12 protein-coding genes are annotated in these 14,795 nt (G+C 57.7%); 8 read left to right on the top strand and 4 right to left on the bottom strand.

Features of this window, described 5'->3' with window-relative positions:
* Positions 1-387: 387 nt before the first annotated feature.
* Positions 388-2,250, bottom strand: a complete 1,863-nt coding sequence (locus KSS96_RS16975; RefSeq protein WP_217855124.1) for a sigma-54-dependent Fis family transcriptional regulator — start codon at positions 2,248-2,250, stop codon at positions 388-390.
* A gap of 308 nt (positions 2,251-2,558) precedes the next feature.
* On the opposite strand from KSS96_RS16975, the gene KSS96_RS16970 reads away from it, so the two are divergent.
* From KSS96_RS16970 to KSS96_RS16960, 3 genes are read left to right on the top strand one after another with little or no spacing between them, the layout of a single operon-like run.
* Positions 2,559-3,536, top strand: a complete 978-nt coding sequence (locus KSS96_RS16970) for a thiamine pyrophosphate-dependent dehydrogenase E1 component subunit alpha (RefSeq protein ID WP_017527322.1) — start codon at positions 2,559-2,561, stop codon at positions 3,534-3,536.
* 26 nt (positions 3,537-3,562) lie between these two features.
* Positions 3,563-4,582, top strand: a complete 1,020-nt coding sequence (locus KSS96_RS16965) for an alpha-ketoacid dehydrogenase subunit beta (RefSeq protein ID WP_017527323.1) — start codon at positions 3,563-3,565, stop codon at positions 4,580-4,582.
* Positions 4,579-5,682 (top strand): acetoin dehydrogenase dihydrolipoyllysine-residue acetyltransferase subunit, encoded by a 1,104-nt coding sequence (locus KSS96_RS16960; RefSeq protein WP_065878759.1) that lies wholly within the window; start codon positions 4,579-4,581, stop codon positions 5,680-5,682. The genes KSS96_RS16965 and KSS96_RS16960 overlap by 4 nt, the downstream gene beginning before the upstream one ends.
* Before the next feature lie 75 nt (positions 5,683-5,757).
* On the opposite strand, the gene KSS96_RS16955 is transcribed toward KSS96_RS16960, so the two are convergent.
* The 3 genes from KSS96_RS16955 to rfaH form a co-directional block, all read right to left on the bottom strand.
* Positions 5,758-6,840, bottom strand: a complete 1,083-nt coding sequence (locus KSS96_RS16955) for an LLM class flavin-dependent oxidoreductase (RefSeq protein ID WP_065878761.1) — start codon at positions 6,838-6,840, stop codon at positions 5,758-5,760.
* 206 nt (positions 6,841-7,046) lie between these two features.
* Positions 7,047-7,355 carry a phosphomannomutase gene (locus KSS96_RS16950; protein ID WP_223271478.1) on the bottom strand — a complete coding sequence of 103 codons (309 nt, stop codon included), beginning with the start codon at positions 7,353-7,355 and terminating at the stop codon, positions 7,047-7,049.
* A 165-nt stretch (positions 7,356-7,520) separates the two neighbouring features.
* Positions 7,521-8,030, bottom strand: coding sequence for a transcription/translation regulatory transformer protein RfaH (rfaH, locus tag KSS96_RS16945; RefSeq protein ID WP_017527327.1), 510 nt, complete (start codon positions 8,028-8,030; stop codon positions 7,521-7,523).
* A gap of 362 nt (positions 8,031-8,392) precedes the next feature.
* On the opposite strand from rfaH, the gene KSS96_RS16940 reads away from it, so the two are divergent.
* The 5 genes from KSS96_RS16940 to KSS96_RS16920 all read left to right on the top strand — a co-directional run bounded on the left by KSS96_RS16940 (position 8,393) and on the right by KSS96_RS16920 (position 14,793).
* Positions 8,393-8,833, top strand: coding sequence for a low molecular weight protein-tyrosine-phosphatase (locus KSS96_RS16940; RefSeq protein ID WP_078732845.1), 441 nt, complete (start codon positions 8,393-8,395; stop codon positions 8,831-8,833).
* A 44-nt stretch (positions 8,834-8,877) separates the two neighbouring features.
* Complete coding sequence (locus KSS96_RS16935; RefSeq protein ID WP_068935808.1) at positions 8,878-11,106, top strand: polysaccharide biosynthesis tyrosine autokinase; 2,229 nt, start codon at positions 8,878-8,880, stop codon at positions 11,104-11,106.
* A gap of 204 nt (positions 11,107-11,310) precedes the next feature.
* Positions 11,311-12,474: an acyltransferase family protein gene (locus KSS96_RS16930; protein WP_068935810.1), complete on the top strand. Its 1,164-nt coding sequence runs from the start codon at positions 11,311-11,313 to the stop codon at positions 12,472-12,474.
* Complete coding sequence (locus KSS96_RS16925; protein WP_217855122.1) at positions 12,465-13,742, top strand: O-antigen ligase family protein; 1,278 nt, start codon at positions 12,465-12,467, stop codon at positions 13,740-13,742. Before KSS96_RS16930 ends, KSS96_RS16925 begins: the two co-directional genes overlap by 10 nt.
* Before the next feature lie 25 nt (positions 13,743-13,767).
* Positions 13,768-14,793 carry a glycoside hydrolase family 5 protein gene (locus KSS96_RS16920; protein WP_017527332.1) on the top strand — a complete coding sequence of 342 codons (1,026 nt, stop codon included), beginning with the start codon at positions 13,768-13,770 and terminating at the stop codon, positions 14,791-14,793.
* The last annotated feature ends 2 nt before the right edge of the window (positions 14,794-14,795 follow it).

The raw sequence follows: 14,795 nt of genomic DNA, 5'->3' as shown, positions 1-14,795 counted from the left end.
CGTGCACTTTTACAAGTTCCCTGGGGCACTGTGGGACGGGGCTGCCCCCGATCGCGGTGTGTCGGTACGGGATACATCGACTGACCCACCACTATCGGGCATAGGTATTTACACAACTTTTAAAAGCTGAAAAACCTCTCTGTGGTGAGCGGGCTTGTCCCGCGCTGGGTTGCGTAGCTACCCTAAAACCTGCGCCTCGGTTAATCCTGACATTCGGTAGCGTCCTTGTTGGGGCTGCTGCGCAGCCCAGCGCGGGACAAGCCCGCTCACCACAACAGCATCTTGGCTATAGATTTTTCGCTCATCGGGAGTTGTGTAGATACCTATGGCTATCGGGGGCAAGTCGAATCGTCGCACCGCCCCTCCCACAGGGTTGACCGCGTTGTGTCAGGTGGTCTTGCCAGGCATGTCGATGCCCAGTTGGTTCACCCGTCTGTAAAGCGTTGCACGTGAAATCCCCAACGCCTGTGCCGTCGGCAACGGCTTCCAACGATGCCGAATCAACGCATCCAGCACCACCTGGCGTTCCGGGCTGACGCTCGGTTCTGCCGGCGCCTCGACCAACTCGCCCCGCACCTCCATCGGCAAGTCTGACAGTTGCAGTGTACCGCCCTCACACACCGCGCAGGCATACGCCAACACATGGCGCAGTTGCCGCACATTGCCCGGCCAGGCATAACCCAGCAGTCGTTCCAGCGCGGCCTGGCTGATGCCCGGCGACACGCCGCTGGTACGCGCCTCCTGCTCCAGCAGCCGGTTGATCAACGCCAGTTTGTCGGTGCGCTCGCGCAAGGGCGGCAGGCAGAACCTCGCGCAGCCGAGGCGAAAGTACAGGTCTTCGCGAAAGCGCCCCTCGTTGACCAGCGCCGCCAGGTCGCGGTGGCTGGCGCAGATCACCTGGATATCCACGGTACGGGTCTTGGCCCCGCCCAGCGGCGCCACTTCACCCTCGGCCATCACCCGCAGCAAGCGCGTTTGCAAGGCCAGGGGCATGTCACCGATTTCATCCAGGAACAATGTGCCGCCATCGGCCTGCACCAACAGGCCCGGCATGCCTTTGCTGGACGCGCCGGTAAAGGCCCCGGCCACGTAGCCGAACAGCTCGCTTTCGATCAGGTTTTCGGGAATCGCCGCGCAGTTCACCGCCACAAAAGGGCCGTCCCGCCGGGCGCTGCGCTCATGCAGTTGGCGGGCGAAGACTTCCTTGCCCGCGCCGGTTTCCCCCTGCACCAGCACCGGCAGGTTACGGTCCTTGACCCGCACGGCCAGGCGCAGATGCTCATCCACACGCGGGTCGACCTCCGTGTTCGGCAGTGCTCGTGCTTGTGCGCGCCGTGGCGTGTTGACCCGTACGTGCAGGGCTTGCGATTGCCCCCGCCAGCACAGTTGCCGGGTCGACTGGTCGGTGACCGCGCGCAACGCGTCCAGGTCGAACACCTCGCCGATATGCTCCGGCACTTGCCCAAAGCGCAGGCGCAGGGCCTGGCGCGCCTTGCTGTTCAAGGCCTGCAGGTGTCCGTCCTGGTCCCACGCCAGCAACAGGTCGGGCTGGCTGTCCACATAGCCCGGCGTGCTGTGCGCCTGCAGTACCCAGTGCTGGCGAGCGCTGTGCATGAAGAAGGCGTTCTCGATGGCCTGGGCACTCTGCGCCACCATTTGCCGCACCAGGTGCTGGCTGCGCCGGTCATCCGGGGATTTGAGCGCCGAGGCGTCCATCACGCCCAACAGGTTGCCCTGCGGGTCGAAGATCGGCGCGGCGGAGCAGGTGAGGCCGATGAACGCCGCGCGAAAGTGGTCGCGCTTGTGCACGGTCACGGCGGCTTTGCTGGTGAGCACGGTGGCTACGCCGCAGGTGCCTTCTTCGGCTTCCGACCAGCAGGTGCCCAGGTACAGGCCGGCCTTGCGGCAGTCGCTGCGAATCGCCGTGTCCACGCGGTGGTCGATGGTCTGGCCCTGGGCGTCGGTGAGCATCACGCAGTAATCGGCCTGGCGCACGCGGTGGTGCAATTGGCCGACGGCTTCGCTTGCAATGCGCATGAACAGCTCGGCGCGTTCGCGGCATTCCTTGAGCAGGGGTTCGGTGAGGATGCGCGGCCCTTGCAGCGAGCCAGGGTCCAGATGGTGTTGTTCCATGGAGCGGCGCCATGAATCGAAAATCAACGACGGCACCGGCGCCTGGGGCAGGCGTTCGGCATTGCGGACCACGCGACTGACGCAGTCGACGTGCTCTCTGGAGTTCACGGCGAGCATAAGGCCTCCGGTTCTCGATCTTTGTTGTTATGCCCGCCATTAAGCGCCCACGGGCACAGCGGAACAAGAGCGCCCTGACCAAGGGCTCGGGGTGAGACGCTGCGTCTCACGCGCGCTGAGACACAGCCTGCACGCTGCAATGGCCGGTCTCATTCTGTGCTGTGGCGCAGCCTGCGCACAACCGCGCGGCACTGCTCTGGATCAAGGCTTTGCCAGGTTTTTTGATGATTTGGCACAGGCTGTGCTGAGGGGCTTACAGCTGGCCGCAGCCAGCCTTCTGTGTGTCGAGACAACCGGAGAACAACAAGATGTCCACTCACCTGTCCACCGATCAATTGCTGCATGCCTACACCGTGATGCGCACCATCCGTGATTTTGAAGAGCGCCTGCACGTGGAGTTCGCCACCGGCGAGATCCCCGGTTTCGTGCACTTGTATGCCGGCCAGGAAGCCAGTGCCGCCGGGGTCATGGCCCACCTCAACGATGACGACTGTATCGCCTCCAACCACCGTGGCCATGGCCATTGCATCGCCAAGGGCGTGGACGTGTTCGGCATGATGGCCGAAATCTATGGCAAGAAAACCGGGGTGTGCGGCGGCAAGGGCGGCTCCATGCACATCGCCGATCAGGAGAAGGGCATGCTCGGCGCCAACGGCATTGTCGGTGCCGGTGCGCCGTTGGCCGCCGGTGCAGCGCTGGCCTCCAAGCTCAAGGGCAGCCAGGGCGTGGCCGTGGCGTTTTTCGGCGACGGCGGCTCCAACGAAGGTGCGGTGTTCGAGGCGATGAACCTGGCCGCGATCATGAAACTGCCGTGCCTGTTCGTCGCCGAGAACAACGGCTATGCCGAAGCGACCGGCTCCGGCTGGTCGGTGGCGTGCAAGGACATCGCCGAGCGCGCCGTGGGGTTTGGCATGCCCGGCGTCATCGTCGACGGCAATGACTTTTTTGCCGTGCACCAAGCCTTGGGCGTTGCGGTAGAACGTGCGCGCAACGGCGAGGGGCCGACGCTGGTGGAGGTCAAGTTGAGCCGCTTCTACGGCCACTTCGAAGGCGATGCGCAAACTTATCGCGGCGTGGACGAAGTGAAAAAACTGCGTGAATCCCAGGATTGCCTGGTGCTGTTTCGCACGCGTTGCCAGGCCGAAGGTTGGCTTGACGCCGGACAGTTCGAGCGCATCGACGGCGAGGTCGCCCAGTTGATCGAAGACGCGGTGCGCCTGGCCAAGTCCGATCCCAAGCCCCAGGCCGCCGACCTGCTCAGTGACGTCTACGTCGCCTACCGCTAATAACAATAAATTTCGGAGAGAATTTCATGGCTCGCAAAATCAGCTATCAGCAGGCAATCAACGAAGCCCTGGCCCAGGAAATGCGCCGCGACCAGAGCGTGTTCATCATCGGCCAGGACGTGTCCGGCGGCACCGGTTCCCCCGGCGAGCAGGACGCCTGGGGCGGTGTGCTCGGGGTGACCAAGGGCCTGTACCCGGAGTTTCCCGAGCGCGTGCTCGATGCACCGTTGTCCGAGGTCGGCTACGTGGGCATGGCCGTCGGCGCCGCCACCCGTGGCATGCGCCCGGTGTGCGAATTGATGTTCGTCGACTTTATCGGCTGCTGCCTCGACCAGTTGCTCAACCAGGCCGCCAAGTTCCGCTACATGTTCGGCGGCAAGACCACCACGCCGCTGGTGATCCGCGCCATGTACGGTGCCGGCCTGCGCGCCGCCGCCCAGCATTCGCAGATGCTCACGTCGATGTGGACGCACATTCCCGGCCTCAAGGTGGTGTGCCCGTCCACGCCCTATGACGCCAAGGGCATGTTGATCCAGGCGATCCGCGATAACGACCCGGTGATCTTCCTCGAACACAAGATGCTCTACAGTCTGCAAGGCGAGGTGCCGCAAGAGCTGTATACCGTGCCGTTCGGCGAAGCCAACTTTGTGCGCGAAGGCCGCGACGTGACCTTGGTGACTTACGGGCGCATGGTGCATATCGCCCTGGAAGCCGCCGCCAACCTAGCGCGCCAAGGCATCGACTGCGAAGTGCTGGACCTGCGCACCACCAGCCCGCTGGACGAAGACAGCATTCTGGAAAGTGTGGAGAAAACCGGGCGCCTGGTGGTGATCGACGAGTCCAACCCGCGCTGCTCCATCGCCACCGACATCAGTGCGCTGGTGGCGCAGCAAGGCTTTGCATTCCTGCGGGCGCCGATCGAGATGGTCACCGCGCCGCACACGCCGGTGCCGTTCTCCGATGCCCTGGAAGACCTGTACATCCCCAATGCCGCGAAGATCGAAGCCGCCGTGCTGAAAATCGCCGACAAGAGGACTGCCGCATGATCCACACCTTGACCATGCCCAAGTGGGGGCTGTCGATGACCGAAGGTCGCATCGACGTCTGGCTCAAGCAACCCGGTGATCGGGTAGAGAAGGGCGAAGAAGTGCTGGACGTGGAAACCGACAAGATTTCCAGCAGCGTCGAGGCGCCGTTCAGTGGCGTGTTGCGCCGGGTGTTGGCCTTGAGCGATGAAACCCTGCCGGTGGGTGCCTTGCTCGGGATCGTGGTGGAGGGCGAGGCCACGGACGCCGAGATTGATGCGGTGATCGACAGTTTCAACGCGGGGTTCGTCTCCACCGCCGCCGAATCCGAAGCCAGCGGCCCGAGCGCGCAGAAGGTCGAGATAGGCGGGCGCTTGCTGCGCTATCTGGACCTGGGCGAAGGCGATACGCCGTTGGTGCTGGTACACGGGTTTGGTGGCGACTTGAACAACTGGCTGTTCAACCAACCGGCCCTGGCCGCCGAGCGCCGGGTGATCGCCCTGGACCTGCCGGGGCATGGCGAGTCGGGTAAGCAGTTGCAAACGGGTGATGCCGAAGAACTGAGCCAGGCGGTGCTGGCGTTGCTTGATCACCTCAAGCTCGACCGCGTGCACCTGGCCGGGCACTCCATGGGTGGGCTGGTCAGCCTGACGCTGGCCAGCCAGGCGCCGCAACGGGTTGCTTCCTTGATCCTGATCGCCAGCGCCGGGCTTGGCGCGGATATCAATGGCGATTACCTGCAAGGTTTTACCGCGGCGAATAACCGCAATGCGCTCAAGCCGCAACTGACCCAACTGTTCAGCGACCCGGCGCTGGTCACCCGGCAGATGCTGGAGGACATGCTCAAATTCAAACGGTTGGAAGGGGTGGATCAGGCGTTGCAGCAGCTCAATTCCCAGCTGTTTGAGGGTGGGCGGCAGCGCCTGGATCTGCGCGCCGTGGTGGCCCGACAACCGAGCCTGGTGATCTGGGGCAGTGACGATGCAATCATCCCGGCCGGGCATGCCGAGGGGCTGGCGGCCCAGGTGGAGATCGTGCCGGGGCAGGGGCATATGGTGCAGTTGGAAGCGGCGGAGCGGGTCAATCAACTGATCGCCACCTTCCTCAAATCCCAACCTTGAAATGCAGTTAAAAAGTGGGAGGGGCGGTGCGACGATTCGACTCGCCCCTCCCACATTGGTTTGTAGTGTTCTTGCTTACGCGACTTGCCTGGCCTGTTCGCGTTGTGCAATCAACTGGCGGGTGAGGGGGATCAATTGCTTGCCGTACTCAATCGCATCATTGAGCGGATCGAACCCACGGATCAGGAACGTGGTAATTCCCAAGTCGTAGTAATCCACCAGCGCCTCAGCGACTTGCTCGGCCGTGCCCACCAGTGAGGTGGAGTTACCTTGCGCCCCGAGCAGCCCGGCAATGCCTGTCCACAAACGCTTATCCAACCGCGCGCCTTGTGCCGCCGCCGCGAGCAAACGGCGCGAGCCTTCATTCGGTGGTTCGCGGCGTACAAAGCCATTCTGCTCGGCCAGCGCGGTGGCCCGTTGCAGGATGTTCTCGGCGCGCGCCCACGCCAATTCTTCGGTCTCGGCCAGGATCGGGCGCAGCGACAAACTGAAGCGAATCGTGCGCCCATGCCTGGCCGCTTCGGCACGCACCTGGGTCACCACCTCGCGCACCTGCTCATAGGTCTCGCCCCACAGCGCGTACACATCGGCATGCTTGCCGGCCACCTCAATCGCGGCAGTGGAAGAACCACCGAAATACAACGGAATATGCGGCTGCTGCGGCGACTTCACCGTGGAGTGCGCGCCTTCGACCTGGTAGTAAGTGCCGGCAAAATCGAAGGGCTGCTCGGCGGTCCATTCCTGACGCACCACGCTCAGGTATTCGTCGGTTCGCGCGTAGCGTTCGTCCTTGCCGATATGGCTGCCATCGGCACGCAGTTCGCGGTCATCGCCCCCGGTGATGATGTGCACGGCGGTACGCCCGCCGTTGAACACATCGAACGTGGCGAACTGGCGCGCCGCCAGGGTCGGCTGGACGAAACCCGGACGGTGAGCGATGAGAAATTGCAGTTTTTTCGTCACGCTGGCGGCGTGGGCGGCGATCAACGTGCTGTCCGGGCTGTTGGAATGAAAGGCCACCAGCGCGCGGTCGAAACCGGCCTCTTCGTGGGCGCGGGCCACGGTTTCCACGTAATCCGGTTGCAGGGTAGGGCCGCTGCGCGGGTGGATCTCGGACGCATGGTGGCCGCCGATATAGCCGATGAATTCGATGCTCATGGTCTGTCCTTGTCGAGTAGGGTGATCAACACCTCCGCCGGGTAGGGGGTCGGTCATGCTCGTTCAAGGTAGGGGCAGCGAGTGGCTGTGTAAAATGCCGTTTGGTTCTATCCTCATTATTAAAAAATAGAATCATGTAGGCGCCATTTGATCAGATAAATGCATTTAGCGTGTATGCCGGCAAGGGTGTCGCCCACCCTGGACGCTCATGTGCGCTCCCGGGTGTCGGATATGTGGGCCAGCAACTCTGCGGTCTTGACCTGCAGGTAGTGGCTGTCGCCGCGACTTTCCACGCACAGGCATACAGACAGGGCGTCACTGACCTGCAACTTGAAACGCCAGTCGGCAAAAACCATGGACAAGCCCGTGCACGACTCATCGCTGTCCAGGGAGTTGTCGGCATATAACACGTGCATGCGTTCAACGACATGCGTCGAGTTATTGACCTCGACATGAATATTTCCCGAAGAAGGGAATAGGCCAATACGCTCTACCAGTAACTTTGATGTGTTCATGGCCGTCCCCTTGCTGTTGCATTCAGGAGGCACTTTATTATGCGAGGGTAAAAAAGTACTGGAATGTTATTTTTAGTCGGCTAGGCCGACTCGGGTTGTTTTCGACGTGTACGACACACGCTTGAAGTTGACGAAGTGTGGTTGTAAATGGCTGATGGTGGGCGTTCAGTCAAGGCTTTTGACTGCGTTGAGCGGCAAGCCGACCCGGTGCTCGCGGTGCAGGAGATTGATCAGCACAATCGCGCGTTCCTCGCCTGTCATACCCAGGAATACGCCCTCGAGTTCAGCAAATGGCCCTTCATTGATACGCACGTTCTCCCCAGGAGCCAACAGCGGTGTCACAAGGGGCTGGTGATTGCGTCGCTGCAATTCGTCGACCAGTTCATCGCCCACCGGCAGTGGATCGCCACCAAATGCGACGATGCGCGAAACCCCACGCGTGGAGCGCAGAGGGCTCCAACTGTCCTGCGAGCTCAACTGAATAAACAGATAACCGGGGAACAGCGATTCAGTCATGACCCGACGCTCGCCTTTTAACAGGCGCTCACGTGTGCAGATGGAGCGAAAGCAGGTGTAGCCCTGGCGCTGCAGATGCGCTTCGGCGCGTTCATCCTGCCTGGCTTTACACTGAACCAGATACCAGGCTTTGGCGGCGAATTCTATCGTTGCGGTCATGGGATGTCCTTATGGCGGTGAGCCTGTTCAGCCGGCACTCGGATGCCACGCGTTGCGTTATTTATTGACTGTTCGTCGTGTCATGTTGATCGAACTAACGCCGGCAGTGCGTGAATGTTAGAAATTGTCGGTGGCGGGTATTAATAGCAAATAAGTGCCCGAGCAGGCGCCGTGTTATTTTTTGTCCGTTTAAAAACTTGGGTGCTGCCCAAGGGGCGTGATAAATAAGTACCGCGTTGAAGTTGTAAAGCGGGCTTTGCTGTTTCTGTGCCTGTCGATGGGCAGGCCTGTGCGTGGTTAAAGACTCTTATGTTCGGCAAGTGCGACGTCACCGCCAAAGTTGAAAAGACGGGGAAATTATCTTGCTTAAAAGAGTGTTGATTGTCTGTGTCGGCAATATTTGTCGCAGCCCCATGGCGGAGCATCTGTTGCGTGAGGCGCTCACTCGTTCCGATATCGAAGTGAGTTCCGCCGGCCTGTCCGCATTGGTTGGCGAGCCCATCGAATCGACGGCACTTGCGGTGCTGGCGGCGCATGGTCATGCGCCCAACGTGCACCAGGCGACTCAACTCGCGCCCCAGGCGATCACCGAGGCTGATCTGATTCTGGTGATGGAACAAAAGCACATCCGCGGCGTGCTCGGCATGGCCCCCGAAGCGCGAGGCAAGGTGTTGATGCTGGGGAAGTGGCAAAGCGACCGAGAGATCAGAGACCCCTACCGTCAAGGTAAACCTGCCTTTGTACACGCGTATGCGTTGATCGAAGAAGCGGTAAACGCGTGGGCGCTGCGTCTAGCAAAGTGACAACCCCCCTTTCTTGAATCGTATTAAGGCAAAGAATCCGACTTATGCAGCAAGTGCCAGTAGCCACCCTACGAGAAGACGACGCCGACGAGATTGATCTCCTTGGTCTGTTTGGAACACTGATCGACCATAAAGGGTTGATTGCAGCGATTACGGGCGCGTTTATGCTGACGGGGGGGGCCTATGCGGTGCTGGCGACGCCGGTTTTCCAAGCGAATGCGTTGTTGCAGGTCGAGGCCAAAAAGAACGATTTGCTGGGTTTCTCCGACGTCAGCAGCATGCTCGGAAAAGAGTCGCCGTCCGCGACCGAAATTGAACTGATCAAGTCACGTGCAGTGATCGGCAAGACCGTGGACGAACTCAAACTCGCCATCCTGATCGAGCCTGAGTACTTTCCCGTGATCGGCGGTTTTCTTGCGCGGCGTTTTAAAAATACCAACCCGGGTGAAGTCTCCAGCCCATGGTTGGGCCTGACCCGTTACGCGTGGGGAGGCGAGCTGCTGAAAATAACCCACCTGGACCTGCCGCCCAACTTGCTCGCCAAAAAACTGACCTTCATTACGGGTGAGGGCGGGGCGTTCACATTGCTCGATGACGATGATGAACTTCTGGCGCAAGGGCAGGTGGGCGAGGCTGTCGAGCAGCATGGCGTTGCGCTCTTCGTTGAAGCGCTACAGGCCAATCCGGGGACTCGGTTCAGCATCGTGCGCAAACCTCGATTGACCAGCATTCTGGATTATCAGGAGGCGCTGGATGTCACTGAGCGCGGAAAAGAATCGGGCATTATCGGGTTGGCGTTAGAGAGTACCGAGCCGGAACTCGCGGTAAAAATCCTCAACAAGATTTCTGCGCTCTATGTCGAACAGAATGTGCAACGTACTTCGGCTGAGGCGGCGCAAAGCCTGGAGTTTTTGAAAGAGCAATTACCTCAGGTCAAAAGTGACCTGGAAAAGGCCGGCAATGCGCTCAACGCCTACCAGACGCGCACAAAGTCGGTGGACATCAGCCTGGAAACCAAAGCGATCCTGGACCAGATTGTGTCGCTGGATACGGCCATCTCTCAGTTGAAACTCCAGCAAGCCGAGATGGACCGCAAATTCACCCGCCAGCATCCGGCCTATCGTGCATTGCTCGCGCAGATCGGTGAGTTGAGCAGCAAGCAACAGAGGCTGTCCGAGAAGGTCCAGGACCTTCCTTCGACACAGCAAGAACTGCTCAGCCTGAACCGCGATGTCGAGGTCGGCACGGCGATCTATACGCAGCTGCTCAACAAGTCCCAGGAACTCGACGTGATGCGAGCGGGCACGGTGGGTAATGTGCGTTTGATCGATGCGGCGGATGTGAACCTCATCAAACCGGTCAAACCCAAGAAAGTGTTGATTGTTCTGGTCGCAACGTTCCTGGGCTTATTCCTGGCGGTGGTGCTGGTGCTGTTGCGCAAAGCCTTGAACAGAGGCATAGAAAGCCCGGAGGCTATTGAGAAACTGGGGCTTGCGGTCTATGCCTCCATACCCTACAGCACGCTTCAAAAAGACCTGGAAGAACAACCTACCGCTACGCAAAAACGCCCTGCTCGCAGTGGCGGGTTGTTGGCCATCAACCATCCCACGGACCTGGCGATTGAAGCGCTGCGCAGCTTGCGCACCAGCCTGCATTTTGCGATGCACGAAGCCAGCAACAATCGCCTGATGATCTCCGGTCCGAGCCCACAAGTGGGCAAGACCTTCGTGTCGGTCAATCTGGCAGCCGTGATCGCTCAGACAGGCCTGCGCGTGTTGGTCATCGATGTTGATATGCGAAAAGGCTACATCCATAAAGTCATGAAAACCTCCAGCGCCAATGGGCTTTCCGATGTGCTCACCAAGCGCTGCGATCTGACAACGGCCATTCATAAAACTGCGATCGAACATTTTGACTTTATCAGCCGTGGGCAAATACCGCCTAACCCGTCGGAATTGCTCATGCATCGAAACTTCACGGAACTGCTATCGCAGGTCAGTGAACAGTATGACTTGGTCATCCTGGATACCCCTCCATTGTTGGCGGTCACCGATGCGGCGATTGTAGGGCGCCAGTCAGGAACGAACTTGATTGTGGCGCGGTTCGGTTTTAACCCCGCCCGGGAAATAGAACTCACCATGCGTCGGTTCGCCCAGAATGGGGTTAACTTGAAAGGCGCTATCTTGAACGGTATTGAAAAAAGAGCCTCGGCGAAATACGGGTACGGTGCGTATGGTTACTATACGTATGAATATAAGTCGGATGTTAATTAAGGCCTGTGGGGCGGGCTGATATAAAGACACGCCGTCATGAATATGGGGTTCTCAGGGAATGACGCTAAACCCTGGGGCGGTAGCGTGGGTTTTTCAAGTTTGTATGACGCACTGTCTGCGCCTGGGACCTGGCCACGGAAGAGAGACAGGCCTGTGTTTTGTTGAATACAGGTAGTTTTTATCCGATTGATAGTTGAGAGAAAGATGGCCATAGCAAATAAACAGGGCTTCTACGTAGAACTCGAGTCCATTCGTGGGGTGATGGCGTGGTGGGTTGTATTTGGGCACCTCTACTCTTGCTTTCGTCCCGCCATGGGGCACGTTCCTGCATTGATTGATAAGGTTCTATTGGCGACCGCTATCCCGGTAGATATCTTTATTTGTTTGAGCGGTTTTTTTATCGCGATGGCGTTGAGCGGCAAAAGCAACGGCTACCGTTCTTACATTATTCGACGTGCGTTCAGGATCATCCCGATTTATCTATTGGCCATCGCGCTTGCCGCGCTGTTATTCAATGAACGGATGAGTGTCCGCATGGACCTGCCGTGGAACACGCCAGCCCAAGCAGCGGCAGTTGAACAGTATTGGGCAAGTATCGCGGGTAATATCACGGCGTACCTGTTGCCTTGTCTGGTGCTGCTTCAGGGCGTGATCCCGGATCAATGGCTGCCCCACGCAGGTGATGCGTTTTTGGCGCCGGCCTGGAGCCTCACCCTCGAATGGCAGTTTTATCTGATCGCCCCTGTGTTGGTCGCCGCTTTTGCATTTGGGCGCGCCAAGGAACTGCTGGTGACGGTGGCGGTGTTGGCGTTTTTACTGCTGGCATATTCCGGCCTGACCTTCTCTTATGGCAGTTTCATATTAATCAAGTTACCGGTTTTCATGATCGGCATGTTGACCCACGATCTGTTTCGTCGCGATGAGGGCGAATGGCGTAACGCGATGTTGATCATGGGCATTGTAGTGTCGGTGGGTCTGATTACCCGTTCGTTCGCCAGTTTTGCCTCGATTGCGTTATGGGCAATAGTAGCGATAGCGTTCAAGTTGAATGGCAAACTTAACCCGCCAGTGCTCGGCCGGTGGTTGGCACTGTTTAAAATGCCGTTTAGGAACCCTGTGTTGCTCAGGTTGGGCGGGATGTCATACCCCACCTATCTGATGCATATTCTGATTATCGATGGGGTGCTGATAGTGGCGAGGAAATGCGGTTATCTCAGTAATGATCGGGTGGGGGTGTTGATCCTGCTCTCGATAGGGCTGACGTATGGTGTTTCATGGGCGGTTCATAAATGGCTTGAAGTGCCGTGTATTGAGATAGGTAAAAGATTGTCCGGGTCCGTTTATTCGCGAGCATTGAAATGCGAGTAACCGCGCTGATAAATTATTTTTTGTTTCCGCTGCTCTTGGTGGCTACGGCATTTAACTTGCGGTATCGGCTGACCGGGGCGGAGATACACCTGGGTGGTGCCGAACTGTCGGTTGCGCCTTACGATATTTTTCTTTTGCTGATTTTGGTATCCATTGTTTTTTTCAGTAAAAAAATCAATCTGGAGAAAATCAAGATCGACAGAATCACCACCCTGGCGATTTTTTTTGTGGTGCTGTCTTCTGTGTCGATCATTAATTCGCAAGCGGTGAGTTTCACGCTGTACGAAATCGTTCGCCATTGGAAAATCATTGTTTTGTTTCTGGTGGTGCGGTCGGTTTTCCATGATGCGAAATCGATGGATAAATTCACCCGGGTGGCGGCGCTGTTAATTCTGTTTGAGACGCTGTATGCGGCTTATCAGTTGGCAACCGGAGATGTGACCGAGGATGCTCAACAGGTCAAAGAACTGTTCGTGGAGAACGGCATTACCCGAGTGACCGGTACGTTACGACACCCCGCCTTGTTATCGTTGTTCACGGTACTGTTGTTGCCATTTTGCGTGTATGGCGCAGTGAATGGGCGCGGCAGGTTGCTGTATATAAGCGCCATCGCGGCGGGTTTTGTGGTGATTTGCCTGACCTACTCCAGAACTCAAATTGTGTTGTATTTTTTTGTGGTCGGGCTGTGCCTGTTCTACTTCAAGCGGCCCAATGGACGTTCTATTTTAAGAAACAAAAAGATCATCTATACCTCGCTGGTGTTTGCCCTGGTCATCATGGCCGGTGCCATTTATAACTTGGAAAATCTCTACGCCCGATTTTTCGATGCGCCAGAGTCGAGTACCACCTCCAGGCTGATTTTGGCCAAGATTGCCCTGAATATGTTTGTCGCCCATCCGATTATTGGCGTGGGGTGGAATAATTTTGTTGATGTGATGGATAAATACGATGAGTTCGGCGCCTCGCAGAGCTTCAGGTACCCCGCCCATAATATGTACCTGCTGGTCATGTCCGAGACGGGGTTGCTGGGCATTGTGAGCTATTTACTGCTTATATGGAGTGTCTACAAGCTGCACAAAAATACGATAAAAAGGCATGTCGGTGTGTCGATTAACAATGCTTCCGCGGCGGCGCTGGTTTCGATCATCGCGATATTGATAACCGGTATTCAGGGCTGGTCATTTCGAGCGGACAGTATACAAGCGATTATCTGGATAAATTTCGGCATCATCTGCGGCCTCAACGATAGGGCAAAACAGCATGTGTAGACGATACTTCCTGTGCCTCTGTCTGTTGGCGATCAGTTTCGTTGCCCAGGCCTCTACCCAACAGGCCGACACCTATAACGCGGGCAAGCAGTTACGCGGTTTCAATATCGATTTGAATTTGAACGAAGAGGATTTCAAACAGTTGGACGGCTTGAACGTGAACGCCGTGCGCGTGGCGTTTGCCTCCCACCCACTGTTTGACGACAGGGGCGGGCTTGATGATGTCGCGGTCAAGGTGCTTGATACCTATGTACGCTACGCGAAGCAGTACAATATTTTACTTCTGGTCGATGTTCATACCTTTCCCGGCAACGTCAAGAAATATTCAGGGTCAACTGAAGACGCATATTGGCGTGACGCCGAACTCATGGGAAACCTGATTGCCAGCTATGCGCAACTGGCGCAGCGCTACAAACATGAAAGCATGGTTATCGGCTATGACATCGTCAACGAACCGGCGCCCATCGAGCGCGGCGTTTATCTGGATTTTATAAAGAAGGTCAGCGCAACCCTGTTGCAGATCTCGCCGGACAAGGTTGTGCTTATCCAGCCGCGTATTACGGTCCAACCCAATGGTATTCCCAATGGGCAACGGTCCAATTGGAGTGAAATCACGCCGTTGATAGACGACCACTCAATAATAGGAAGCCTGCACTATTACGACCCTGGCAACTTTACCCATCAGGGCGTGCGTGGTTTTCCGGCGGATCAACGGTTGCCCTTCTTACTGAGAGGCGAGGGCGGTTTGAGTATGTACTTCAAGAAGACACTGTCCCAGGTGCTGAAACATCCGGGACCAGTGATCGTTGGGGAGTTCAGCGTATCGAATTACAGCCCGGTGGACGATGCGGGGTTGTATATGCAGACATTAATCGATCTGTTCGAGCAAAAGCGTTGGAGTTGGTTTTATCACGCTTATAAAGAAGCGGATATCTGGAACCCTCAGGTTACCCTGACAAACACCGGCTTGGCCCCCGATTCAGCCTCTAAAAAATATGTGCTGTTGAAGCGCTATTTCAAATTGAACGATCGATTTCAGAGCTCCGACTGAGG

This window comes from Pseudomonas asgharzadehiana (assembly GCF_019139815.1).
GTDB lineage: Bacteria > Pseudomonadota > Gammaproteobacteria > Pseudomonadales > Pseudomonadaceae > Aquipseudomonas > Aquipseudomonas asgharzadehiana.
This window is presented reverse-complemented; position numbering and strand designations above follow the sequence as displayed.

Coding starts and splice junctions, on each gene's coding strand:
- KSS96_RS16975 (WP_217855124.1), bottom strand. CDS start 2,250: ATGCTCGCCGTGAACTCCAGAGAGCACGTCGACTGCGTCAGTCGCGTG.
- rfaH (WP_017527327.1), bottom strand. CDS start 8,030: ATGACCGCAACGATAGAATTCGCCGCCAAAGCCTGGTATCTGGTTCAG.
- KSS96_RS16955 (WP_065878761.1), bottom strand. CDS start 6,840: ATGAGCATCGAATTCATCGGCTATATCGGCGGCCACCATGCGTCCGAG.
- KSS96_RS16950 (WP_223271478.1), bottom strand. CDS start 7,355: ATGAACACATCAAAGTTACTGGTAGAGCGTATTGGCCTATTCCCTTCT.
- KSS96_RS16970 (WP_017527322.1), top strand. CDS start 2,559: ATGTCCACTCACCTGTCCACCGATCAATTGCTGCATGCCTACACCGTG.
- KSS96_RS16960 (WP_065878759.1), top strand. CDS start 4,579: ATGATCCACACCTTGACCATGCCCAAGTGGGGGCTGTCGATGACCGAA.
- KSS96_RS16935 (WP_068935808.1), top strand. CDS start 8,878: ATGCAGCAAGTGCCAGTAGCCACCCTACGAGAAGACGACGCCGACGAG.
- KSS96_RS16930 (WP_068935810.1), top strand. CDS start 11,311: ATGGCCATAGCAAATAAACAGGGCTTCTACGTAGAACTCGAGTCCATT.
- KSS96_RS16965 (WP_017527323.1), top strand. CDS start 3,563: ATGGCTCGCAAAATCAGCTATCAGCAGGCAATCAACGAAGCCCTGGCC.
- KSS96_RS16925 (WP_217855122.1), top strand. CDS start 12,465: ATGCGAGTAACCGCGCTGATAAATTATTTTTTGTTTCCGCTGCTCTTG.